We start from the raw sequence: 25196 nt of genomic DNA, 5'->3' as shown, positions 1-25196 counted from the left end.
ATTATTATTACAACATACAACAGACCAATGACAACAACAATAAGAACAAAAAAATCGACCAAAGCCATTTTATGGGTATCAGTGCTTTTACTGAGCCTTGGCTCTTGTGAGCAATATCTGGATGTAGAGCCTCAGGATAAAGTAGCCGAAGAGCAAATGTACCGCAACGTATACGATGCCGATGCTGCTGTTATAGGGATTTATGGGAAATTTATGGGACTTGCAAAAAAGTACGTTATCCTTAATGAAATGCGGGCAGATTTGATGACAACAACCAATAACTCTGATCCTTATCTAAAAGAACTTTCAGAACAAAATGTTTCGGCAGAGAACCCATATGTAAGTCCAAAAGACTTCTATCTGGTGATTCAAAACTGTAATGACGCCCTTAAAAATTTCGACATTATGGTTGCCGAAAAGAAATTCACGCAATCGCAATACGAACAGCGTTATGCAGATGTTGCCTGTATCCGTTCCTGGATTTATTTACAATTAGGGATTCAGTATGGTACTGTTCCGTACGTCACTGAACCTTTGGCAAACCTAGAAGATGTTAAGAATATTAGTAAATTTCCAAGACTTTCTTTTAATCAGCTTTTGGATGAACTGGTAAAATTTACTGAAGGATTGAAGTATAAAAAAATATACGAATCAGGCAGCAGCTTATTAGTAACTGTGGACGGTTATAATACAGAGAAGTTTTTTATCAATAAAGAATGTTTATTGGGCGATTTGCAGCTTTGGAAAGGAAATTATTTACAGGCGGCTACACATTACAAAAATGTAATGGAAACCGGAACCCCAAGAAACGATGTTGACATGTATAGAATTAAATATGCTGAAGTTGTGACAAACAATGACTTAGCTGTAGGTTATTTAAGATATTACGAACAGGACGCAACAACATTAGTAGATAACAATACGCAAGGCTGGAGATCCATATTTGGAAGAGACAGGGATGTATTGTGGAACACAGAATGGATTTGGTCATTACCTTTTGATAGTGATTTTGCACCTAAAAATCCATTTATTGAAATTTTTTCAAAAACAGGTGGAAAATACTTAGCAAAACCATCTAAACGAGCAATAGATCTTTGGCAAAGCAACACACAAAGCAATGGGTTTCCTTATGATGCGCGTGGGCAAAAATTCACTTATAAAATGGTGGGCGGCGAACCTGTCATCATGAAATATATTTATAAATATGAAGCTGCTGCCAATACATTCAAAACAGATGGAGACTGGTTTTTATATCGTGCAGCCAAATTACATTTGCGTTATGCAGAAGCAGCCAACAGAGACAATCAACACAGAATTGCTGATGCCCTTTTAAATTTTGGTATACAGGAAGCCTATACCCCTGCAGGATATAATAATGCTACTGGAGATGCTACAAATATTAAGCAAACCAAAGAAGCCTTCCCATATGATTTTGATGCACGTCAGGGTGACTTTCCATCTTTTAGAGCAATCTGGCACCGTGGGGGTGGTATCCGTGGTCGTGCGAGACTTCAAAGAGCTGCAGTCGTAGGAGACAGTTTAACTTCTATTGAAAATAATATCATTAATGAAGCTGCTTTAGAATTAGCGTATGAAGGAAATCGCTGGGAAGACCTCGTACGTATTTCTTTACGTAGAAATGACCCAGCCTTTTTAGCTGATAAGGTCCGTGATAAACTTAAGGAGGAAGGAAATGCAAATGCTGATGCAGTACGATCTAAATTGATGAATGTTAATAATTGGTATTTGCCCTTTACCTGGAAATAACTTTAGAATGATAATTCAATAAAAAGACCTTAGCAGTAATTCGTTTACTACTAAGGTCTTTTGTTTTTTCAGGAGCTACTCCAGCCATCCACTCTATCTTTGCCTGCTTAAAGAAAGCAGTCAAAGGATGCCGCTTCTGTCTGGGCTAAGGCAGCTGTATTTCAAAAGAAGCTCAATTTAAAAAATTACCTTAAAACTATTTAAAAATCCAAAACAAATTCCCTCGAAACAGATTTTTAAAAATACATTTTAAAGCTGCCATATTCATTAAGCAATGTCAAAGCAGCAGCATCGGTATTCTTTACATCTTGCCATTCCGGAAATAAGTCCCCACTTCGTCCCTACTCGTTTATTCTGTTTTGACAAAAGTACCTTCAAACAACCGTTGTCATAACCAAAAACAACACAATCAATTGTGATCTCATTCACAACTAATCGCTTTTGTATTAATAAAACAGATAAGATTTCTAACCAAATCTGGTATTCCTATTAACGAACATATTTATTAGAAACAAAACCGACCTGTCCTGTCGTGCTTGTAGTTTATGAAATCACTGATTTTTTCAAAAAAGCACACTACTAAATGGAGTGACTTTATTTTCTTTTCAAAAAATTACCTTTAGTCTAAACAGAACCATTCTTTTACATCTTCTCCAATCTTTTCTTTTGCTAAAATACTTTCAAATTCATTATTAGAGGGATTGTATTCATACCCTATTTGCCATTCTTTATAATTAAGAACTACTTTTTGTATAGCCTCACAAATAAATAAAAGTTCTTCATTAGCCATAGTTGGATGTAATGAAAGGCGAACCCAGCCGGGTTTATTACTTAGGTTTTTCTGAAGAAGTTCATGAGTAAAAGTTTTTGATGTATGTTCATCAATATCAAACAAATAATGAGCATATGTACTCGCACAGGACCATCCTCCCCTAACCTGAATTCCAAAACGGTCGTTCAAAAGTCTTACTATTAAATTATAATGAATATTTTCAATAGTAAAAGAAACACAGCCAATACGTTCACTTTTCAAATCTCCCAGAATTGATAAACCTTCAATTTTTTGAAGTTCTTCAAAACACAGATCTAATAATTCTTTATCTCTTTCTTTTATGTTTTGAATCCCCATTTGTTCTTTCAATTCCATACATAAAGCGGCACGCATGACCTGTAAAAAACCCGGAGTTCCGCCGTCTTCCTTTACCTCTATCGCATCACTGTAATAATAACCGCCCCAGGGATCTGTGCATTTTACATTTCCTCCTCCGGGATTGTCGGGAAAATTCGACTTATATAATGCTTCATTAAAAACCAAAACACCACAAGTTCCCGGCCCTCCTAAAAATTTATGAGGCGAAAAGAAAATCGCATCTAAACGTTCTTCTGGATCTTTAGGATGCATATCGATTTTCACGTAAGGTGCCGAAGCTGCAAAATCAATAAAACAATAACCTCCATGCTCATGCATGATTTTTGCGAGTTCGTGATAAGGCGTAATAATTCCGGTAACATTAGAACAGGCTGTGAATGATCCAATTTTTAAATTTCTGTTTGAATACTTTTTTAACTCCTCATCCAGAATCTTTGGATCAACCAGATTATTTTCGCCGGCACGCAAAACCACAACATCAGCAATGGTTTCATACCACGGCACCTGATTCGAATGATGTTCCATATGCGTGATAAAAACCACTGGACGTTCATCATCATATTTCAGTTTAACATTGTAAATATTATCAGCAGAACGTAGTCCCATGATACGCTGCAGCTTATTCAAAGCAGCAGTCATTCCGGTTCCGGTTGCTACCAAAACATCCGATTCATTAGTATTAACATGCTTTTTAATTAGTTGTCGGGCATGTTGGTAAGCATAAGTTGATGCTTTTCCTGTTTCACTTGAAAAAGAGTGTGTATTGGCAATCATCGGACCTATCTTATTGAGCATAATATCTTCTATCGGAATGTACAATCTTCCGCTGGCAATCCAGTCGGCGTAATATAATTTTTGTTCCCCGTAAACCGATTCGAAGGTATGATTCACGCCAATTATATTGCCTCTAAACTTTGAAAAATGTTGTTCTAATTGGGTGATTTCAGTTTTATTCAGAATAGTATCCATCCTTTAATTTCTTTTAAAACTTATTTTTTAAAATTTTTAATTCCGCTTTGAAGCCAGTTGTAATAGGCTTCGATATCCGGATTGTAAGCAGAAGGCTCAGTCAGATTGGCACTGTTATGATCTACAATTACATAAAATGGCTGTGCATTGGCTTTGTAGGTTTTGATCTGAAGGTCGCTCCATTTATTCCCAATCGTTTTGATTTTTTTACCGGTTGTTTCAGAAACATATTGCTCACTTTCAGGCAGTTCCCTTTTATCATCAACGTACAGCGAAATCAAAACCACATCGTTATTTAAAACACCTAAAACTTTAGGATCAGACCAAACCAGTTCTTCCATTTTTCGGCAGTTTACACAGGCATAACCTGTAAAATCAAGCAATACAGGCTTTCCTTCTTTTTTGGCAAATTCCATTCCTTTGTCATAATCATGAAAAGTAATAATGTTCTGCGGACCATATTCTGCTCCCTCAGGCAAAGGTACTTTTGTTGCCGATTCATTTTTAGCCCCAAATCCGTCCGGAGATTCGCTGTAATGCATTGCCGGAGGAAATCCGCTGATCAATTTTAAAGGTGCACCCCAAAGTCCGGGAATCAGGTAAATCGTAAATGCTAAAACAACCAAGCCAAGACTTAATCTTCCAACAGAAATATGATTTAAAGGCGAATCATGCGGCAGTGTAATTTTTCCGAATAAATAGAAGGCTAAAGCTCCAAAAACGGCAATCCAGATGGCAAGGAAAACTTCTCTTTCAAGCCAATGAAGCTGTAAAACCAAATCGGCATTCGATAAAAATTTAAAGGCTAAAGCCAATTCTAAAAAACCAAGAACCACTTTTACCGTATTTAGCCAGCCTCCGGATTTTGGCAAAGCATTCAGCCAGCCCGGAAAAGCAGCAAATAATGAAAACGGCAAAGCAATCGCAATCGAAAATCCTAACATTCCGACAATTGGAGCGATTCCTCCTTTTGAAGCCGCTTCAACCAACAAGGTTCCGACAATTGGACCTGTACACGAAAATGACACAATAGCCAAAGCCAAAGCCATAAAGAAAATTCCGATCAGTCCTCCCCTGTCGGCTTGTGAATCTACTTTATTCGCCAATGCATTCGGCAACATAATTTCGAAAGCTCCCAAAAATGAACAGGCAAAAACGACTAATAAAATAAAGAAAATAAGATTGAACCAAACATTTGTTGAAAGGGCATTCAGCGAATCGGCACCAAAAACCGCGGTTACAATCGAACCCAATAAAACATAAATAATTACAATCGAGAATCCATAAATCAAAGCATTTCTGATTCCGGAAGCTTTGGTTTTACTCTGCTTCGTAAAATAACTTACGGTCATCGGAATCATCGGGAAAACACAAGGTGTCAATAAAGCCGCAAAACCTGAAAGAAAAGAAATAATAAAAATGCTCCATAATCCTTTTGAAGATGCTTTAAGTGATAAATTTACTAATGGTTTTTGAGAATCTTTTTCATTAACAATCGGAGTTTTGTTTACTGCTGATGTATCATTCTTTGCGATTACAGTATCATTTTTTGTAACAGTAGTTTCTTCGGCAGCGGCCACTTTTGAAGCCGGAATTTTAAAAATCAATTCTTCTGAAGATGGCGGTAAACAATTGCTGTCATCACAAACCATAAATTCAACCTCAGCATTTACAACTGTTATGGAACCTGAAACAATTTTGATTTTTTGTGTAAAAAGCGCTTTCCCTTCAAAATATTTAATTTTCATATCGAAAATTTTATCCTGAACTTCATGTCCTTTTTCTTCTGTTGTTTTACCTATTAATTCGAAATTTTTATTCGGATTTTTAAAACTAAAAGCAGTTCTTGACGGACCTCCTTCTTCAATATATTGTCCGTATAAATGCCAGCCTGACTGAATTTCGGCCTGAATTTTTAAAAGATATTCTTTTTCTGAAAGCTGTTCTGCAGAAGTTTTCCATTTTACGGGATTATACATCTGCCCAAACATGCCCGCACTCAGCAGCAGCATGAAGGTAATTATGCTATTTTTCATTGGATTTTTGATTTGATATTTTTTAAAGAAAAAGCTGCTTGCCGACAGCTTCTTCGGGTCTTTCACAGAAAATGGCTTACTAATTCAGATTCTAAAAATGAGGTAATGAAAGACTTATGAATGTTGTTTTTTTGTTTCAGGTTTAAAGTTTCAGGTTGAGAGAACTTTGTCAAAGTTTAAGAATTTGACAAAGTTTCTTTATCCACATAATTATGGGTGTTTTTGTCATTCCGAGGGACGAGGAATGAAATAAATTTAGGCTAAATAATTAAAAACTATTTCAAAGGATTCCCATCTTTATCCAAAGAACCTGATTTGATGATGATCATTTTATCCAGCTGAATGTATTTTTTAATCGCATCGTTAACCTGTTTCAAAGTCACTTTTTCGATATCATTCGGATATTGCTCAATGTAATTTGGCTCCAGCCCTCTTTCTACAAAACTCAAAATCGTTCTTGCCATTCCGCTTGTAGTAGACATTCCAACTTTAAAACTTCCAATCAAATTCGTTTTTTTGTTCTCCAATTCAGTCGCTGTGATTCCGTCTTTTACCCATTTATCCACCTGAACCATAGTAGCATCCAGTCCTTTTTGAAATAAATTTGGATTGAAAGAAGCGTTTACCATCCAGTAGCCTCCCGTTTGAATATTTCCTCCTAAACCAGATGAAATGCTGTACGTTAACCCATCATTATCACGAACGGTCTGCATCAAACGACCAGCAAAACCGGCACCTAAAGTATAGTTTGCAATGTAAAACGGAATATAATCGGCATCGGCTCTTTTTAAACCTGTGTATTGTCCGATGTATAATTCGGCACTTGGTTTTTCGGCGATTGTAACTACTTCTGTTTTAGGAGCCGCTTTTACAGCATCTTCAAATTTTAAGGTTTCAGAAACGCCGCCATTCCAGTTCTTGAATGATTTTTTCAAAGAAGCATTCAAATTAGCACCTTCTGTATCACCAACAATTACCAAATGCATCGAAGCCGGTCCGAAGTATTTTTTATGAAATGCTTTTACCTCATCAAGGGTTGCATTTTTAATATTGTTTAAATTGTCTTCAACACTTAAACTGTAATTTGGATTCCCTTTCGGATAAATCGCCTGAGACAAAGCAATTTCTCCTCTTTCACCCGGATCGTTTAAGCTTTGCTGCGTGTTTCCTGTAAACTGCTGTTGCAATTTTTCGAATTCTTTTTGATCAAATAAAGGATTACGAATTTCTTCGGCCAATAAAACAATTACCTGATCCAAATCTTTTTTAAGGCATTTAAAACCTATATTTATTTTGGTAGTTGAAGCACTTACATTCAGATTCACCCCTAACTTTTGAAGCTTTTCTGAGAATTTAAATTTGTCATTCAGCGTAGTACCTTTTGATAACATCGAAGCTGCTAAAGAAGAAATCATCGGATTTTTAGTTTCATTAATGAAATTTCCCAATGAAATACTGGCTGCAACGGTAACAAAATCCTTAGCAGATGTTTTTACAGAAATTACGTCAATTCCCGCTACTTTTTCTCTTCTGTAAGCTGAAGTTCCTTTTTCAACTGCATTATTATCTTCTGCTGATATTGTTGCTAATGTTGTTTCTCCTTCAAAATTCTCATATTCAAAAGCTTTTTCAGCATCATTATGTTCCGGATGTCTATAATAAAACGGCTGGTTTTCTGGAATAAAATTATTAGCATGCGCTGCATCCTGATTTTGAGTTCCGGATTGTTTCGGAATAAAATAGCCTGTTGTGCTTTGGTCTTCCACTAAATATGTTTGAGCCACACGCAAAACATCAGCCGGAGTTACTTTTTTCAATCGGTCAACTCCTGTTACAAAATCTGTCCAGTCGCCTGACGCAATCGCTTCGTTCAATTCTGAAGCAATAACGCCCGAACCATCACGCCCTAAAATAGTTTGTGCACTAATTTTGGCAACAACCCGGTTTACCTCATCCTGAGTTACGCCTTCTTTTTGAATTTTAGCCACAACTTCGTTTATTTTAGCCTCGATATCTTCATGTTTTGAAGTGGTTGGAAAACCAACTCCAATAGTAAAAAGACCAACTTCTTTAAAATTCGTTGCACTAGCATATGAATAAATTCCCATACGGGTATCTACAAAAGTTTTATTCAAAATTGCCGAAGGTCCTGCTCCGATGATTTCACCTAAAATATTCAGAGCCGGCAAATCTTCGTGTAAAGCTCCTGGAATTTTATAGGCTTTGTTTACTACACCTAACTCGCCCGGTTTTTTAACGATAATTTTACGCGGACCATATTGTTGCGGCTCTTCGGTATAAGGCTGTGGCAAAGTATGCGGCGCTTTTGTGATCCCTCCAAAATATTTCTCAATTAATTCAAATACATTTTCTTTTTTGAAATCTCCGATAATGGTTAAAGTCGCATTATCAGGCCAGTAATAGGTATTGTAAAAATTACGTAAAACTTCAATTGGCGCTTTTTCAATATCCGATTTCCAGCCAATTGTAGAGTGATGATACGGATGTGCAATATAAGCCGAAGCCCAGATTTCTTTATCCAGTAAACTATTCGGATCGTTTTCTCCACGTTCAAATTCATTGCGTACAACGGTCATTTCTGCTTCTTTATCTTCTTTGGTCAATAAAGAATTACGCATTCTGTCGGCTTCAATCTGCAAAGCCAATTCAATTTTATCACTTGGAAGGGTTTCAAAATAATTCGTTCTGTCATACCAGGTTGTGGCATTTAGCTGAGCTCCTGTATTTTGAAGCACATCTGTAATTGTAGTTCCGCTTTTTTTATTAAAAGTTGGAGTTCCCTTAAACATTAAATGTTCCAAAAGATGGGTTGACCCCGTGTTTCCTAAAACTTCATGTTTTGAGCCCACACGATATACAATTTGTACAGTTGCAACCGGAGAAGCATTATCCTGCAAAAGCAAAACATTCATACCATTTGGCTGATACAAATATTCTTCTATCCCACCTAATTCCTTGATTTTTTTAAAGTTAACCGATTTGCTCTGCGCAGAAACAAGCATACAGAAAGCCAGTGAGCAACAGCCCAGAAAAATGTATTTTTTCATTTGTTTTTGATATTTTATTAAAGGAAACTATAAAACGATCATCATTAGCAACCGTTTTATAGTGTAAAAGAATTTTTATGATTTACTGAAAATTTCTTTTAGTTTTGACTGAAGTTCAGCTTCTCTAAGGTTTTTAGCCACGATTTTTCCGTCAGGACCAATCAAATAATTGGTTGGAACTAATTTTACACCGTATAAAACAGCAGCTTCATTTTTCCAGCCTTTTAAATCTGAAACATGTGTCCAGGTCAAACCGTCTTTTGCGATTGCTTTTTCCCAAAGGTTCTTTTTATCATCCAGAGAAACTCCCAAAACCTCAAACCCTTTATCATGGTAGGTTTTGTATGCCAAAACCACATTTGGGTTTTCTTTTCGGCATGGACCGCACCAGCTTGCCCAAAAATCAAGTAGTACGTATTTCCCTTTGTAATCTGATAATTTTACGACTTTTCCGTTTACATCTGTTTGTGAGAATTGCGGAGCTGCAACGCCAATGGCTGTTTTATTATTCAGTTCGATTCCTTCTTTTATTTTTTTACCAAAATAAGATTTTTGTACTTCCGGGCTTAAAACAGCAAAATATTCTTTTACCTGTTCAGGCGTTCCATAGGTTACCAAACGATCGTCTAAAATCAATGCTCCTGCAACCTGATCTTTATGTGATTTGATAAATTTGAAAGTAAGATCGTCTGCTAAAGTCTGCAAATCCTTCCATTTTTTATCCATCATAGTTTTTTGCTCCTCAGAAAGTTTAACTTTTCCGTTTTGACTTAAAGAATCGGATAGCTTGTAAATTGGACCTGCAATATTCTGAATCTTTTTAAATTCATTTTTATAATATGACGAATAAATAGAATCCTGAATTGCTCCGGTCAGTTTTGCATTGTAAATGGTGTCTTTATGAGCTGTAAATGAAATCGTTTCATTTCCTAAAACAAAAACTTTTCCGTATTCCTGCCCTTTTAGCTTAATGCTGTATCGCAAAGGCTCTTCTACTTTTCCTGCAAAAGAAAATTTGCCGTCCACAATTTTGGCAGAATCTTTAACTACAGTCTGATCACCATCCTGAAATTCTAAATAGATCATCCCGTCTTTTTGTTCGGGAATATTTCCGGTGATTGTAAAACCTTCCTCTTTCTTAGAACAGGAAGTAATTGAGGCTACCATCGCTAGTGCCAATAAACCTGTTTTTAAAATTGTGTTTTTCATGTTGATATTTTTTTATTTGTTAAAACCAGATTATGATTTCAATAATTCTTTTAATTTTTCTTCTAATGCTGCTCCTCTTAAATTATCGTTGATGATAATACCTTTACTGTCTACTAAATAAGTTGCCGGAATTGTTTTTACATTAAATGCTTTGCTCACTTTATCATCATCGTGCAAATTTGGCCATTGCATATTTTCTTGTGCCAATGCTTTTTGCCATGCTTTTTCATCTTTATCGATAGAAATGCTTAAAACTTCAAATCCTTTTTCAGCGTAGGCTGCATAAGCATTTTTAAGGTTTGGAATTTCTTTACGGCAAGGTGCACACCAGGAAGCCCAAAAATCAATCAGAATGTATTTTTTACCCGAAACAATGTCTTTTACACTTTTAGAATTTCCGTCTTTATCATTTAACTGAAAATTAGCAACGCTGGTTCCTACCAAAGATTTAGGATTTACTTCTTTGTCAACCAATTGTCCGTAGTAGCTTTTTTTGGCTGCATCGGAGAATTGCTCATACAATGGCTTTTGATCCGGTGTTAAATACGAAAACTGCGTCATCATAAAAAACGGTCCCCACCAATTTGCTTTATGTTTTGTGATTACATCGGTTGTTGTTTTTTCTACTTTAGTGAAAAAAGCTTTTTCATCTGCTTCAAATTTTTTCCATTGTGGCGTATTGTAAACAGAATCTAACAGTTTCTTGTTGTTTTCTTTTCTGGCTTTTCCTACAATGTTACTTAGTTCATCAATTCCTACATGATATGCTTCATAATCTTTATTTAATTCCTCTTTGAAAGCAGTTTGCTGTACAAAATAATCGTTTGATTTTGAACCCGTAATTGTCTGCCCTTTGAAACTGATTCTTCCGCTTTCCTGTTTTGGAGCCTCTGCTGTAGCAGTAACTTTTATTTTTGAATTTTCGATTACTACAGGTATGAATCCTTTGTTATCTCCAAATGTGAGGTAAAAAAATCTTGGCTCATTTAATTTTCCTGTAAAAGTAAATTTTCCGTCTTTAATTGTGGTTTCTGCCACTGCGGGTTCCGAAGAATGTGTGGCGCTAGGAACTAATTTTACAATAGTTCCGTCTTCAAGGCCTGTAATATTTCCTTCAATCGTATAAGAAGTTGCTGCCGGAGTGGCTGCTTTTTTCTTTTGAGCCTGAATGTTCGTAATCATAAACAGACAGATACTCAATCCTAAAATTTTAAATTTAATTGTATTCATTTTTGATTGATATTTTTGATATTTTATAAGAAGCTCCCCTTTCGGAATACCTACTCAGGAAGCTTTGGGATTTTTATTTATCTACATTTTGAGTAATCTTTCCATTACCCGGATTTCTTGTTGCTCCCTGAGGGAAAGGCATCGTCCATAAATGAGACGTTGACGCTAAAGTGTAAGTCGTTCCCGCATTTACTTTTGAGAAACTCACTTTATAAGTGCCCTCTGCGTTTAAACGGCGAGCATCTGCAAAAGGAATAATCGTTAAAATAAGTTCATTGTTTTTAGTTCTAAAAATAGCATTTAGAGCAGTTGTTTTATCTGTAGTTACAATATCCTGATAAGATGATGGCTGAATACGTGTTTTACGCACTGTATTTAAAATATCTAACGCCTGGCTAATTTGATTGGCACGGGCCAGACATTCTGCTTTAATCAAATATATTTCAACAGTTGTGATTCCGCCGTAATTAAACATTCCGGACAAAGTTCTTCTGTAATACGTATCTGCACCAACAGTTCTAAGTTCCCAACGTGATCTAAAACGAACATCTCCACTTTCAAAACGTTGCGCACGCTCTACCGGAATACTATATTCTGTAGATAAATACGTTCTTTCACCATGACGAAATGTGTAATTTTCAACATAATCATATCCCATTGGAGAGGGTGTATTAGTATAATCATTTGGAATATCAATTACTGCTTTATTCGCAATATAATAAGCGTTCCAATCGTATAATTTATTGTTTTCGGCTAAAGCCAGATCAGCATACTTCAAGGCTTCTATGTAATTACTCATTTGCAAATACACACGTGAATAAAAAGCATAACCTGCTCCCAAATTAGGATGTAAAGCTGTTTGTGAAACTTTTGGCAAATAAGGCAAGGCTTCTTTTACATCGTTCAAAATAAAATCATACAATTCCTGAATGGTTACTTGTTTACTTGGTGCATTGATGTCAGCACTTGTAATTAAAGGCACTGATAACTTTGTCCCTGCTGTTGAAGCCAAATACGTATCTGCATAAAAATTAACCAGATTATAATAGGACATGGCACGCAAAATTTTTGCCTGGGCCCAAACGGCTCTTTTTTGTTCCTCAGTTGCCTCAGTTGTTATTAAAGCATTCTCAATAATTAAATTAAACGTTGAAATTCCTTTATATTGCATATAATAAGTGCTTTCATCTTCTTGATTTAACTGGATACGGTCTGCTGTTTCATCCCACATGTAATTTGCTTTTGTCAAACGCTCAGCTGCCAGAGTAGCTATATCTATAAACTTATCGTTCATCAGGTTTAATGCCTGTGCAACATTTACACTTTGGTTAGCGTATTCATCCCGAAGAAAAGCTTCATAATCAGCTAATGTTGTTGGAATTTTAGAGCCTTTTGGTGCATCATCCAGATAATCGTCGCAAGAGGCTAAAACCAATCCTAATGCAAAAATGCACAGTATCTTTTTATATATATTTTTCATCATCTAGTCTTTTTAAATTAGAAGTTAACATTTACACCCAAAACAAAACTTGGAGACTGGTAGCCGCCTATCATGTATTTTGCATCACTGTTTTTGGCAAAAGTGTAGACATTTTCCGCATTCAGATTAAAGCGCACATCTTGTAATTTTACTTTTTCGATAAGCACTTTTGGCAATTGATATGCCAACGAAATATTGCTTAATCTCACATTTGAAGCATCCAAAATATTGATGTCCGCATAACGATAAATATCACGGGAATCTGAAGTAAAATCAGCTTCATATTCGTATACCGCACGAGGTATATTTGTAAAAGCTTCGTCTCCGGGCTGCTGCCAACGGTTTACGATATTTTTATTTACAGTTGTAATATTGCTTACATAACCACCCAGTGCACCATTATAATTATTCTCTAACATTGGTAAAAATGTATTTCTTATTTTATGCCCTAACTCATATATAAACAATGCCGTAAGTGAGAAATTTTTGTAGTTTACTGCTATGTGAAAGGAACCACTATGCGTTGGTACAATTGAACCATAATCATGAATGGCATCTAAATCGTACGGATTGAAAATTACTTTTTCACCGGCTGCATTATAAACCTGAGGTAAACCTTTTTCATTTAAACCTGCCCATTTATAACCATAAATAGTATTGTAATCGTTACCCACTCTCGGATAAGCATAAGGAACATCTAGCAGCAGGTAAGATGCCGGTGCTTCTACTTTTACGAAATCGACTTTATTTTTGTTATAGGCATATAAAACTGAGGCATCCCAAGAGAAAGAAGATGTTTTGATGATGGTTCCTCTTAAACTCGTTTCGATACCTTTGTTGGTCATTTCTCCATTATTTATCTTATTAGTATCATAACCAAAACCTTCTGTTGGGATTCCGTTACTGTTTGCTAATAAATCCTGTCCTTTTTTGTTGTACACATCAAAAGTTCCGCTTAATCTGTTTTTAAAGAATGTAAAATCTAAGCCTATATTGGTTGTTGTTGTTTTTTCCCATGATAATTCAGGATTTGGTCTTGAACTAATATACCCCTGATTTCCTCCAACATTTGGATTAGCGTAATAACCTGCCGTTAAATAAGGTGCTGAATCCTTAGCCACGTTTCCTCCGATACCATACGAAGCACGAATTTTAAGTGCATTTATCCAATCAACTGCAAAAAAAGATTCTTTATCAATATTCCAGGCTGCTCCGGTAGACCAGGTTGGCTTATTTTGATATTTATTGTCTGTTCCCCAAAGATTAGAACGGTCCCAGCGTAAACTTCCTGTTACTGAATATCTTCTGTCATATGTATAACCTCCCGTTCCGTAAAAAGAGACATAACGGTTTACCAATTCACGATCTCCTGCGAAATCATTAACTCTCATAGATCCTCCAAAAACAGACCCGTACACTTTAAGCAAATCTGCCTGATTTACGGGTGTGAAAGATAAAGTCTGCTCATCCCAGCCGTAACGTGTGTTGTCACCATATTCTAATTTTGCATGACGTATTTCCATACCTGCAATGGCAGTTACGTCATGCACTTTATTAAAAGTCTGATCAAAGTTTAACTGCTGACGGAAGTTGTAAGCATTAGAAAACTGATTCGTTTCTTTTAAAATATCTCCGTAAGGCAGATTATAAACGGCTTTGTTATTAGCAATAGTTGCCAAACCGTTTACTGTAGCCCTAACATCAAAAGATTCTTTTTCTCTTATTAAACTACTTCGGTCAACACCATACTCGTACTGAAACATTGCGTTGTAAGTAAGTGCTTTACTAAACTTTACATTAAATTTTGCAAAAGTTCTGTTCAGGAAGTTTTGCCCTTCATTTATATTTCGTCCAAATTCTTCCATTGGCGTAATATCCATGTTGTAAAGACCATACGTCTGCATGGATTGCAATGTAAAGTTATTATATCGGGATGCTGCAGTAGAAATAAAATTTGACCCATCATTATTTACTAATTGATTGTACATCTGAGTTTTAAATCCTGATACAAAAGCATTATATGTTTGTGTATTACTTTTGCCGTAATTAATGTAAGTACCTAAATCTAAAGTAAGCCAGCTCGTAATTTCAGTTGAGTTTTTCAAATTCAAACCAACCAACTGATTGTCAGAATATTTATCTTCAAATTTATTTCCTTTATAAGTCAATGAAGCATTAAAACTATTTGATTCAGTTGCTTTGCCTAAACTTACGTTATGCTGAACAAAATATTGGTCACGTTTTGCATATCTGGCAATATCATCATAATATTTATAACCTTGTTCAGCAAGACTATTCAGGCGATTATTTGCTTCGGTCTGCGAAATATTTCCTGCATATCCATTTAGCTGTGTCTGCATTCCTAAGCTTGTAAATACAGCATTATTTAATAATGATTTTGCATAAGCAGCACTATTTGCTCCTTGTAAGTTAGGGTTTTTTGCAGCCCATTCTCTTTCTAAATCAATTATATCTGCTGAACTTGTCAGATTTCCGGTATAATTTCTATAAGGAGTTATAGTCAGATTACTGGAAAAAGAAATATTTGTTTTTCCGGCTTTTGCTTTTTTGGTTGTAATTACAACTACACCATTTGCCGCACGTGCACCATAAATAGAAGACGCTGCCGCATCTTTCAAAACCGTAATAGTTTCAATATCTTCTAAGTTTAAATTGGGAAGATTTTCCTCTAAACTAAAATAAGGAGTGAATTTTGTATTTTCTATCGGAAAACCGTCAATTACATATAATGGAGTTGTTAATCCATTCATAGTCGTAGTACCACGGATTTTACCATCCTGATATCCAACAATACGTCCTTCTAATATTTTATCTAAACTGCTTAAACGCTGTTCCTGAAAATCTTTCGCTTTTAAATTAGAAAAAGATCCTGTTGCCTGTTCCGCCGAAATATTTTGATAACCAGTAGTTAATACCACTTCGCCTAATTCAACTGTATCTTCTTTAAGTACAACATTGATTACACTTCTTCCTCCTACTTTTATTTCCTGTCTGATGTATCCTAAGTAAGCAAAAGCCAATGTAGTTTCACCGCCCACTGTAATAATCTGATAGTCACCATTAAAATCGGTCTGAACACCTCTTCCTGAACCATTATCAGAAATCGCTGCACCTACCAAAGGCATTCCTTTTTCATCGGTTACCCTTCCTTTTACGATAAAATCCTGTACTTCAGCTTTTGGTTTTTCAACCGGGGCTTTTTTAGGCGTTAAAACGATATGTGAACCGCTCACTTTATAATCGGTACCTGAATCTTTAAAAATGGTATTCAGTATCGTTTCTATAGAGGCATTGGTTAAATTAACATCTATTTTACGATCTAAATCTACCGATCTTACGTTATATACAAATCTGTAATCACTTGTATATTCAAGCTTTTCTATCGCTTTTCCAACAGTCATGTTATTAACGCTGAAAGAAAGTTTGCCCTTTTGAGAATAGGTCACACCTGCCTGCATTACTGACAAAGTGGTTAATAATAATAATGTCGTCAATTTCATCTTCAAATCGAATTTCAAAAAAGGCTTGTTGAACCTGATTTTGTTCAATAGTTTTTTCATACTTTTAAAATGTTTTTTAGTGTGATTGGTTAATTACTGATCGCATTCCTATTTGCCGGAAAGTGTTGGCGCATTTTCCGGTTTTTTTAAATAACGATCCTTCGGTTTGGATTTTTGTTACATAGGCATTCCTTATTATTTTAGATTGTTGATTTTAGATTTTAGATTGCATATCTATATATTATTTACTAAAATTTATTTTTGACATTGCCTTTGACCTTCGATATTGTCATTGATATTGACTTTTGATATTCTTATTTAATAGTGATTTTATCTCTGTCAATAGTGTAATCAATTGCATAGCTGTCGCTAAAATATTTCAGGACAACTTCAATTGGTTCGTTATCAAAACGGGCATTAAAAATTTCTCTTCCCAGCATTTTATTTCTGTTTATGAAAGTAACATTGTAATGTCGTTCCAGCTTTTTGATAATAGCTGCAAACGAATCATTTTTGAATACTAAACTTCCTTTTACCCAGGCTGTGTAATAATCTGTATTCACCTCATCTATTTTAAAATCAGATTGTCCTTTTATATGTGAACCTCTTGAACCCGGTTTTAAATACACCTGATTTTCATTTGTTTTATGATTTTTATATAGCGAAACTTTCCCTTCAACCAATACAACATTGGTACTTGCATTATCCATGTACGTATCTACATTAAATCGGGTTCCCAAAACCTCAACGCTAACTTCCTGAGCATTCACCGTAAACGGATGAGCCTTATCTTTCGCAACTTCAAAATAAGCTTCGCCGGTTAAAAACACTTGCCTCCCCTGATTTTTCAGAAACTGAACCGGATATTTCAATGAAGTTCCGGCGTTCAGATGTACAATGGTTCCGTCTGATAATTGAACCTCAAATTTTTTCCCGTACGGAATCTTAATCGAATTATAGATCAATTTCCCGTCAGTATAAGCCTTATTGTAAACCAGCCTGTTTTTTTCCTGTCTTCCAATGATGTCGCCGTTTTGATCGGTTAGATTTCGGGTATCAGCGGTATCAATTTCTTCTTCCGAATTATTACCCAGCTGTAAAACAATTTCATCCTCCCGCGGAATGACTACATTTTGTTTTGATGTCGAGCTATTCGAACTTTTATAAAAATAAAATCCACCTAAAGCGATAATCAAAATCGCTGCATATTTATAATAAAAAGAAAATCTTCTTTTATAAAAAATACTATTCTCTCTCTGAATTCTTTCTGCCAGCTGTTTTCTAACTTCAGTTGAATCAAAATTATTCATAGCGGTATCAATTGCGTAATTGGTTTTTACAAAATCCTTAAACACAATCTGGTTTTCTTCATCCTTTAACCATGCTGTCAGCATTTCAATTTCATCCTGACTTGCCTGATTTGTGATGAATTTCACCATTAATCGTTCTGACTTTTTCACTGTCATTGTGTCTTTTTTTAATATTATTACGAAGCCAAAAAGCAAAACCCTAACAATTTGATAAAGTTTTTTTGATTTTGGTGATTTTTTTATTTTCACAAGTTTTTCCTGTCAATTAAACCATATTAATTTTATAGAATTAAAGAAGTAAAAGTTTTGTCTTTGCATTATTATCACTTTTTATTTGTAATAAAATTCGAATAGAAAACCGAAAATTGAGGTTTTTTTACGAAATGCACCTCAAAATCTAAACCTGAAAAATTATAAATCTATATATTTGTTACTATGAAAACCGATGATTATAACGAAAAAGATGTCCTAATTGAATCTCTGAGAAACGGAGACGAAAGGGCGTATACTTTTCTAATTGACACCTATCATCATAAACTTTGTGTTTACGCTAACAGTCTGGCAAAAAATATTTACAGTGCCGAAGACATCGTTCAAAATGTATTTATAAAAGTCTGGGAACAGCGCACAAGATTAAAATCAGACCATTCCATAAAAAGCTTTCTTTATAAATTGGTTTATAATGAATTCATTGATTTATACAGAAAAAACCAATCGCTGTTTTCTCTTGAAAAAACCTATTACGATGCTTTAAATTCAGTTGTTCTTGAAGATGAGTCCGAATCTTTTCAGCGTGTATTAAAGGTAGTAAATAAAGAGATAGAAAGTTTGCCTCCTAAATGTAAAGAAGTTTTTATTTTAAGCAAAAAAGAAGGTCTGACGAATATTGAAATTGCGGAACATCTCGATGTGTCAATCAAAACAGTTGAAGCGCAGATTACCAAAGCATTTTCAATTCTGCGTTCTTCACTTGAAGAAAAGGTGAAAACAGTTTTGCTTTTGTTGTTCGGAAAAAAGAAAAAACTACGGTTAAATTAAAATCGAATATATTTTAACGCAATTAGTTTTGAATAATTACAGCTCTTTTATTGAAAAAATAATTTAATCGTTTTTCTTGTTTCGAGTAAAAATTTCATATCTATACTTTTCTTAAAACAAATCTCATTTCATTTTAGTAGCCAAAATTTAGAAATTCCTGCTTATCTTTAATCTCAGGAAATATTAAATTGTCATAAAAATCGAGATATGAGTACTCCCAATACCATTAGAAAAGTCGCTATTGTAGGTTATAACCGAATTCCGTTTGCAAGGGCCAATACAGCCTATGCAGAAGTTGGAAATCAGCAAATGATGACCGCAGCCTTAAACGGACTTATTGATAAGTATAATTTAAGCGGGCAATTATTAGGTGAAGTAGTTGGCGGTGCAGTTATCAAACATACATATGACAGCAATCTGATGAGGGAATGTGTTATGAAAACTACGCTCGATCCTGCTACTCCTGCCTGCGATTTACAGCAAGCCTGTGATACCGGAATAGAAAGTGCCATTTATATTGCCAATAAAATTGCTCTGGGGCAAATTGAATCCGGTATTGCCGGAGGCGTCGATTCTATCAGTGATATGCCGATTGCAGTGAGCGAAAAACTAAGGAAAATTTTACTGAACGCCAGAAAAGCAAAATCATTAGGCGAAAAAATCAAATTATTTTTAAAACTCCGTCCAAAAGATTTAACGCCATTGGTTCCCCGAAATGAAGAATCCCAAACCGGACTTTCGATGGGCGGACATACAGAAATCACGGCAAAACATTATAGAATATCAAGAGAAGATCAGGATAATCTGGCGCTTAAAAGTCATTTGAATATGGCAGAAGCCTATAATGAAGGCTTTTTTGATGATATGATTACTCCGTTTAACGGACTCGAAAAAGACAATAACCTGAGGAAAGACAGCACTATTGAAAAATTAGCCAAATTAAATCCTGCCTTTGATAAAACAAACGGAACTTTAACAGCTGGGAACTCAACTCCTCTTACGGATGGAGCTTCCTGTATTCTTTTAGCCAGCGAAGAATGGGCAAAAGAACACAACCTCCCGATTCTGGCCTATATTACTTATGCAGAAGTCGCTGCTATTGAATACGTAAAAAACCAACAAAATCTTCTATTAGCCCCATTATTTGCAGCAAGTAGAATGCTTGAAAAAGCCGGATTGACTTTACAGGATTTTGACTATTATGAAATTCACGAAGCTTTTGCTGCACAGGTTTTAGCCACGCTGAAAATTTGGGAAAGTCCTGAACTTAGCAAAGAAATAGGTTTGAAAAAAGCATTAGGATCAATTGACAGGGAAAAACTAAATGTAAAAGGAAGCAGTCTTGCAGCTGCGCATCCGTTTGCAGCAACCGGAGGCCGAATTATTGGCGTTATGGCAAAACTATTAAACGAAAAAGGATCCGGAAGAGGATTTATTTCAATTTGTGCGGCAGGCGGACAAGGCATTACAATGATTATTGAGAAATAAGAAATACTTTAAAAACAAAATCCCAGCTATAAACTGGGATTTTTTTATATAATTCTTAAAACGAAAATTCTTCAACAGCTGCCAAAGCCTTTGGTAACGCACTTTCAGCAAAATCAGGAATTGACGTTCCTTCTACACGAAAAGTAGTCACATCTGTCATGCCTAAAAAACCTAATATTGCACGTAAATAAGGATCTGCAAAGTCATTACTTTTGTATGGTCCTTCAGAAAATATAGCCCCTGAAGCTACAGACAAATACACTTTTTTATCGGTTACCAGTCCTTTTGGATATCCGTCTGCATAACTAAAAGTGACTCCCGCTCTTGAAATCTGATCTACCCAGCCTTTTAAAACCGCCGGAATTCCAAAGTTGTAAAGTGGTACTCCTATCACAATAATATCAGCATCAAATAATTCTTTTACAGCATTATTTGAACTTATAATAGATTCTTTTTGCTCATCAGTATGCATTTCTTCAGGAGTAAAAAATGCCCCAACTTGTGATTCATCCAGATAAGGTAAAGGTGTTTTTGAAAGATCCAGTGTCTCTACTTCGATTTCCGGGTAAGCGATTGTCAGTTTTTCAATAACTGCGTTCGATAATTTATTACTAAAGGAAGCATCTCCCTTAATACTTGTGACGATATTCAGAATTCTTTTGCTCATACTATTTTTATTTTGTTTACTACACAAACTTATTTACATTTACTATCTCTTTTATAGTACTATCCTCAAAGATAGCGCTATCGTTGAAGATAGTAACGTAAGCAATATCAAAATGACAAGCGAAAACACGAATACATACGAAGATAGCGCCTGCTCAAAAGAATCCTGTTTAAGTGCCTTATTACCGGTAAGGGATGCTTTGGAAGTACTGAACGGAAGATGGAAATTACCAATTCTGATTGCTTTGTCTGATCGTCCAAAACGATTCAAGGAAATCTCAAGAGATCTGGATGGAATTACCGATAAAATGCTGTCGAAAGAACTCAAAGATCTGGAAATAAATAAACTGGTTATAAGAACGGTTTACGACACTTTTCCACCAACTGTTGAATACCGTAGAACACTGCACAGTCAATCTTTGGGAAATGTCATAATGGCCTTAAAAGACTGGGGAACTTTACACCGGAAAGAAATCATTGGAAAATAGTTTGTTAGATTAAGCTTTTAAAAAGATAAAATGATTTGCTTTTATTTTAAAATAAGATCTTTATATTTGCAACCTAGTTGCATTATTTGCCGCTAAGATTTCCAAATCAAGAATGAATAAAAAGAAATTTTTACTAATTAATCTTTTCATGTCTTTAATGGTATTGTTCGCAATGCTTTTTCAGACTATTCACTCTTATGAGCATATTTACACGCAAATCCACGAGAAACATTGCGACCATAAATACACTCCCAATCAAAAGCAGATTACACATAGTCATGCTGTCGATACTAATTGTCCTGTTTGCCATTTTGCATTCAGCACTTTTATTTCAGAGATATTTCATACTTTTTCATTTCATACACCAAACGTTGTAACTTCAACTGTATTTTTCTTTTACAACAAAGTTACTTCAACATTTTTCAAAGGTAGTCTTTTCGCTTTAAGAGCACCTCCTGCCCTATTTTAGTTTACCGGATTTTACTATTTAAATATTGAAAATCATTCTTTTTGTTTAGGACAAAAGGCAATGTATGGTATTTCAGATATTGATCTGATGAAATCTATTTTGGCGAATAGATTCCATCAGCAAATTTGATCAATCTTGTATATTCAAGTTTAAATAAAATAATTCTCTTCTGTAAACTCTTTCTTTAACATTTATAAAATAGCACTGGTCGTTCCTCCTATGGAACGAACGGAAACAGCTATATATTTCAAAATAAATAATTTCCAAATCCATACATTATGCTCACAGCAGTAAACCTGACTAAAAAATACGGTGACCAAATTGCTTTAAACGCTTTGAATTTAACCATAAACCAAGGAGAAATTTTTGCGCTTTTAGGACAAAACGGTGCCGGAAAAACTACCACCATAAACTTGTTTCTCGGATTTATAAAACCTACCGAAGGCGAAATTAAAATAAATGATATTTCGGTTGTTACCGATGCTGATAAAACCAAAAAAGATGTGGCATACATTCCGGAAACAGTCATGTTATATCCAAATCTTACGGGCATGGAAAACCTGAAATTCTTTTCTTCCCTTGCCGGATTCAAATATTCAAACGGAGAACTGACTTATTTTTTAACCAAAGCCGGTTTACAGATTACAGCTCACAATCAAAATCTGGGAGGTTACTCAAAAGGAATGCGACAAAAAGTAGGCATCGCCATTGCTATTGTTAAACAGGCAAAAGTGCTTTTACTGGATGAACCTACAAGTGGTCTGGATCCTAAAGCATCAAATGAATTTTCACAGATTTTAAAAGAACTTTCGGCAGACGGAACAGCTATTTTAATGGCAACACACGATATTTTCAGAGCAAGGGAAGTCGCAACACACATTGGCATTATGAAACAGGGAAATCTGGTGACCGTTATTGAAGCCGAAAAAATCTCTGCTAACGAACTCGAAGATTTGTACTTACAAACTGTTTAAAAGGAAATCAGGATTTCCATCAACCAAAATGAAACATCTATTTTTATTTGCCTTATTATTTTTATTAGGCATACCATCTATACAATCCCAAACAATTAACGAAAAAATAAGGGATAGCATTGTGAAGGATTCTGTTGAAACGGAAGCTAAGCGAAATGAGTTACAAACAGTTGAAATTATTGGTCGTTCAACCAAAAAATATTACAGCGACTATTCTTTTGCTGCTACAAAAACGGCAGCATTAAACAAAGATATTCCACAATCTATTTCGACTGTAACCAAAGAATTAATTGCAGATAAAGCCGCTTTCTATCTGGCCGATGCAGTAAAAATGACAAGCGGTGTTATTCCGGCGAGTTATTACAATCAATATACAATTCGCGGTATCAGTCAAAATGAGGAAGGCCAAATCATTAACGGAATGAGAACCCGGCAATATTATTTTCTACAGCCGCTGACTACCAATATCGAACGTGTTGAGGTCATAAAAGGCCCTTCAAGCGGTACGTTTTCCTCTGTAGATCCGGGTGGGAGCATCAATCTGGTGACCAAAAAACCTTTGGCAACAGAACATAAAGAGGTCAGCATGAGTGTTGGAAGTTTCAGCACTTTGAGAGGAACTCTGGATTTTACCGGACCTGTCAACGAATCCAAAACATTATTGTACCGTGTAAACGGTGCTTACCAGGAAGCCAAATCGTTCCGTGATCTGGTTAATAATAAATCCTTCCTGATCTCGCCATCTTTCAGTTATATTCCGAATGAAAAAACGGCTATCAATACTGAATTGATTCTGAGTGACATGAAAGGAATTCTCGACAGAGGACAGCCTATTTTTGGTGCCGTTGCCGGAGTGACAGATTTAAACAAAACCCCAATAAGTTTGAATCTGGGTGCTCCGAGTGATTTTTTCAGGTCTAAAGAAATGATTCTGATGACGAATTTCGCGCATAAATTCAGTTCTAAAATTAGTTTCAATACCTCGTACATGAAACAAACCTGGACAGAAGATCTTCAGGAACACAGAACCACTAATGCCTTTGCCGTTGACATGAATAATCAGCCTGTAACGAGCCTGGCGATGATGCAGTTTGTACAGCGTCAGCAAAACTGGGATATCGACAATTTGAGCGCTTACTTAAATTTCGATCTAAAAACCGGAAAACTGACCCATAAATTATTGACAGGATACGATTTAAGCAGCTGGAACAAAAACATAGGCGGCGGTCAAAATGCAGCCAGAGGTTATCTCTTAAATGACGGCACTGTTGCAGGTTCTTTCGTTTTGGCAAATGCTGCAAATTATCAAACAATCACTATCGACGGAGTTGTTATGCCGAAACCAAATGTAACTTATTTCAATTTGAACAATCCAAAATATACCGTTACAAGTCCCGAAGATTATACTTTGAATGTTAGAACCGCACTACCATCGGCTTTAACGACAACGAACGCTATTTATATTCAGGATCAGATTCAGTGGGCTAAATTTACCTTTTTATTGGGTTTAAGAAACGAATGGTTCAAGGATATTACGAATTATAAAGCCAACAACGAACTTACTGTAAAAAAATCGGTTTTGCTCCCAAGAGTTGGGATAACGTATGCCGTAAACAATTCAATTAATGTTTATACGACTTATCTTGAAGGCTATCAGCCACAGTCGAACACAGTGACTTTGATGCCACAAACCGGAAGTTTACCTGCCGGAAGCCAGTTTGATCCGTTGGAAAGTAATTTAAAGGAAGTCGGAATTAAAGCTACTTTCTTAAATAACACCATGAGTTTTAACGCGGCTGTTTACGAAATCAACCAGCGTAATATTTTGATGAATGCCAATGATCCTGTAAATCCTGATTTACTGGTAACAAGAGGAGCCGAAAGAAGCCGTGGTTTTGAGTGCGATCTTGCTGGTTATATTATTCCGGACTGGCAAATTAACGCTTCTTACAGTTATATCGATGCTGAAATTACCAATGATCGCAATGCTTCATTAATTGGCGCCAGAAAACAAAACACACCGAAAAACAGTGCCAACTTATGGACACGTTACAATTTCAGATCTGATTCTGCTCTGGATAATTTCGGAATTGGAGCGGGAATGCAATACCAAAGCAGCAAAATTCCGTGGTTTACAAGAGATTTTACAATTCCGGATTTTACTGTTTTTGACGCAGCAGTTTATTATAAACCGACTAAAAGCAACATGCAGATTGCTATAAACGTAGGAAATGTTTTTAACAGAACATATTGGCTTGGTGCCCAAAACTACCTTCGCCTATTTCCCGGCGCGCCACGAAATGCAACGCTTACCGTAACTTATAAATTTTAAT

The 25196-nt window shown here is 35.6% G+C and carries 16 protein-coding genes; 7 read left to right on the top strand and 9 right to left on the bottom strand.

Features of this window, described 5'->3' with window-relative positions; genetic code table 11:
• Positions 1 to 27: 27 nt before the first annotated feature.
• Entirely contained in the window at positions 28 to 1767 is a 1740-nt protein-coding gene (locus tag P5P89_RS13525; RefSeq protein ID WP_278008801.1) for a RagB/SusD family nutrient uptake outer membrane protein, read from the top strand.
• Positions 1768 to 2386: 619 nt separating this feature from the next.
• On the opposite strand, the gene P5P89_RS13520 is transcribed toward P5P89_RS13525, so the two are convergent.
• From P5P89_RS13520 to P5P89_RS13485, 8 genes are all read right to left on the bottom strand, one after another.
• Entirely contained in the window at positions 2387 to 3886 is a 1500-nt protein-coding gene (locus P5P89_RS13520; RefSeq protein WP_278008800.1) for an aminotransferase class V-fold PLP-dependent enzyme, read from the bottom strand.
• A gap of 20 nt (positions 3887 to 3906) precedes the next feature.
• Positions 3907 to 5922: a protein-disulfide reductase DsbD family protein gene (locus tag P5P89_RS13515; protein WP_278008799.1), complete on the bottom strand. Its 2016-nt coding sequence runs from the start codon at positions 5920 to 5922 to the stop codon at positions 3907 to 3909.
• Between the two features lie 275 nt (positions 5923 to 6197).
• Positions 6198 to 8990: a M16 family metallopeptidase gene (locus P5P89_RS13510; protein WP_278008798.1), complete on the bottom strand. Its 2793-nt coding sequence runs from the start codon at positions 8988 to 8990 to the stop codon at positions 6198 to 6200.
• Positions 8991 to 9065: 75 nt separating this feature from the next.
• Positions 9066 to 10199, bottom strand: coding sequence for a TlpA disulfide reductase family protein (locus tag P5P89_RS13505; RefSeq protein WP_278008797.1), 1134 nt, complete (start codon positions 10197 to 10199; stop codon positions 9066 to 9068).
• Positions 10200 to 10229: 30 nt separating this feature from the next.
• Positions 10230 to 11429, bottom strand: coding sequence for a TlpA disulfide reductase family protein (locus tag P5P89_RS13500; protein WP_278008796.1), 1200 nt, complete (start codon positions 11427 to 11429; stop codon positions 10230 to 10232).
• Positions 11430 to 11502: 73 nt separating this feature from the next.
• Positions 11503 to 12912, bottom strand: coding sequence for a RagB/SusD family nutrient uptake outer membrane protein (locus P5P89_RS13495; protein ID WP_278008795.1), 1410 nt, complete (start codon positions 12910 to 12912; stop codon positions 11503 to 11505).
• Between the two features lie 14 nt (positions 12913 to 12926).
• Complete coding sequence (locus P5P89_RS13490) at positions 12927 to 16490, bottom strand: SusC/RagA family TonB-linked outer membrane protein (protein ID WP_278008794.1); 3564 nt, start codon at positions 16488 to 16490, stop codon at positions 12927 to 12929.
• A gap of 254 nt (positions 16491 to 16744) precedes the next feature.
• The gene (locus P5P89_RS13485; RefSeq protein WP_278008793.1) at positions 16745 to 17896 is read right to left on the bottom strand and encodes a FecR family protein; all 1152 of its coding nucleotides are present in this window, start codon (positions 17894 to 17896) and stop codon (positions 16745 to 16747) included.
• Positions 17897 to 18175: 279 nt separating this feature from the next.
• Here P5P89_RS13485 and P5P89_RS13480 point away from each other — a divergent pair, with 279 nt between their 5' ends.
• Together P5P89_RS13480 and P5P89_RS13475 are read left to right on the top strand one after the other, a co-directional pair.
• Positions 18176 to 18778: an RNA polymerase sigma factor gene (locus P5P89_RS13480; protein WP_278008792.1), complete on the top strand. Its 603-nt coding sequence runs from the start codon at positions 18176 to 18178 to the stop codon at positions 18776 to 18778.
• A gap of 207 nt (positions 18779 to 18985) precedes the next feature.
• Positions 18986 to 20266 carry an acetyl-CoA C-acetyltransferase gene (locus tag P5P89_RS13475; RefSeq protein WP_278008791.1) on the top strand — a complete coding sequence of 427 codons (1281 nt, stop codon included), beginning with the start codon at positions 18986 to 18988 and terminating at the stop codon, positions 20264 to 20266.
• Positions 20267 to 20321: 55 nt separating this feature from the next.
• Here P5P89_RS13475 and P5P89_RS13470 read toward each other — a convergent pair whose 3' ends face one another.
• Positions 20322 to 20933: an FMN-dependent NADH-azoreductase gene (locus tag P5P89_RS13470; protein WP_278008790.1), complete on the bottom strand. Its 612-nt coding sequence runs from the start codon at positions 20931 to 20933 to the stop codon at positions 20322 to 20324.
• A 112-nt stretch (positions 20934 to 21045) separates the two neighbouring features.
• Between P5P89_RS13470 and P5P89_RS13465 the strand changes: the two genes are divergently transcribed.
• The 4 genes from P5P89_RS13465 to P5P89_RS13450 all read left to right on the top strand — a co-directional run bounded on the left by P5P89_RS13465 (position 21046) and on the right by P5P89_RS13450 (position 25195).
• Positions 21046 to 21420, top strand: a complete 375-nt coding sequence (locus P5P89_RS13465; RefSeq protein WP_278008789.1) for a winged helix-turn-helix transcriptional regulator — start codon at positions 21046 to 21048, stop codon at positions 21418 to 21420.
• Between the two features lie 112 nt (positions 21421 to 21532).
• Complete coding sequence (locus P5P89_RS13460; protein WP_278008788.1) at positions 21533 to 21889, top strand: hypothetical protein; 357 nt, start codon at positions 21533 to 21535, stop codon at positions 21887 to 21889.
• Between the two features lie 278 nt (positions 21890 to 22167).
• The gene (locus P5P89_RS13455) at positions 22168 to 22863 is read left to right on the top strand and encodes an ABC transporter ATP-binding protein (RefSeq protein ID WP_278008787.1); all 696 of its coding nucleotides are present in this window, start codon (positions 22168 to 22170) and stop codon (positions 22861 to 22863) included.
• A gap of 28 nt (positions 22864 to 22891) precedes the next feature.
• Complete coding sequence (locus tag P5P89_RS13450; protein ID WP_278008786.1) at positions 22892 to 25195, top strand: TonB-dependent siderophore receptor; 2304 nt, start codon at positions 22892 to 22894, stop codon at positions 25193 to 25195.
• The last annotated feature ends 1 nt before the right edge of the window (position 25196 follow it).

Origin of the sequence: Flavobacterium gyeonganense (assembly GCF_029625295.1) — a bacterium.
GTDB classification, from domain to species: Bacteria; Bacteroidota; Bacteroidia; order Flavobacteriales; family Flavobacteriaceae; genus Flavobacterium; species Flavobacterium gyeonganense.
Note: the sequence above shows the minus strand (reverse complement) of the source record. Positions and strands in the feature narration are given on the sequence as shown.

Excerpts from the sequence above, each read along its gene's own strand:
- P5P89_RS13460 (WP_278008788.1), top strand. The coding sequence starts at position 21,533 with ATGAATAAAAAGAAATTTTTACTAATTAATCTTTTCATGTCTTTAATG.
- P5P89_RS13520 (WP_278008800.1), bottom strand. The coding sequence starts at position 3,886 with ATGGATACTATTCTGAATAAAACTGAAATCACCCAATTAGAACAACAT.
- P5P89_RS13475 (WP_278008791.1), top strand. The coding sequence starts at position 18,986 with ATGAGTACTCCCAATACCATTAGAAAAGTCGCTATTGTAGGTTATAAC.
- P5P89_RS13485 (WP_278008793.1), bottom strand. The coding sequence starts at position 17,896 with ATGACAGTGAAAAAGTCAGAACGATTAATGGTGAAATTCATCACAAAT.
- P5P89_RS13515 (WP_278008799.1), bottom strand. The coding sequence starts at position 5,922 with ATGAAAAATAGCATAATTACCTTCATGCTGCTGCTGAGTGCGGGCATG.
- P5P89_RS13495 (WP_278008795.1), bottom strand. The coding sequence starts at position 12,912 with ATGATGAAAAATATATATAAAAAGATACTGTGCATTTTTGCATTAGGA.
- P5P89_RS13450 (WP_278008786.1), top strand. The coding sequence starts at position 22,892 with ATGAAACATCTATTTTTATTTGCCTTATTATTTTTATTAGGCATACCA.
- P5P89_RS13455 (WP_278008787.1), top strand. The coding sequence starts at position 22,168 with ATGCTCACAGCAGTAAACCTGACTAAAAAATACGGTGACCAAATTGCT.
- P5P89_RS13525 (WP_278008801.1), top strand. The coding sequence starts at position 28 with ATGACAACAACAATAAGAACAAAAAAATCGACCAAAGCCATTTTATGG.
- P5P89_RS13480 (WP_278008792.1), top strand. The coding sequence starts at position 18,176 with ATGAAAACCGATGATTATAACGAAAAAGATGTCCTAATTGAATCTCTG.
- P5P89_RS13510 (WP_278008798.1), bottom strand. The coding sequence starts at position 8,990 with ATGAAAAAATACATTTTTCTGGGCTGTTGCTCACTGGCTTTCTGTATG.
- P5P89_RS13465 (WP_278008789.1), top strand. The coding sequence starts at position 21,046 with ATGACAAGCGAAAACACGAATACATACGAAGATAGCGCCTGCTCAAAA.
- P5P89_RS13470 (WP_278008790.1), bottom strand. The coding sequence starts at position 20,933 with ATGAGCAAAAGAATTCTGAATATCGTCACAAGTATTAAGGGAGATGCT.
- P5P89_RS13505 (WP_278008797.1), bottom strand. The coding sequence starts at position 10,199 with ATGAAAAACACAATTTTAAAAACAGGTTTATTGGCACTAGCGATGGTA.
- P5P89_RS13490 (WP_278008794.1), bottom strand. The coding sequence starts at position 16,490 with ATGAAAAAACTATTGAACAAAATCAGGTTCAACAAGCCTTTTTTGAAA.
- P5P89_RS13500 (WP_278008796.1), bottom strand. The coding sequence starts at position 11,429 with ATGAATACAATTAAATTTAAAATTTTAGGATTGAGTATCTGTCTGTTT.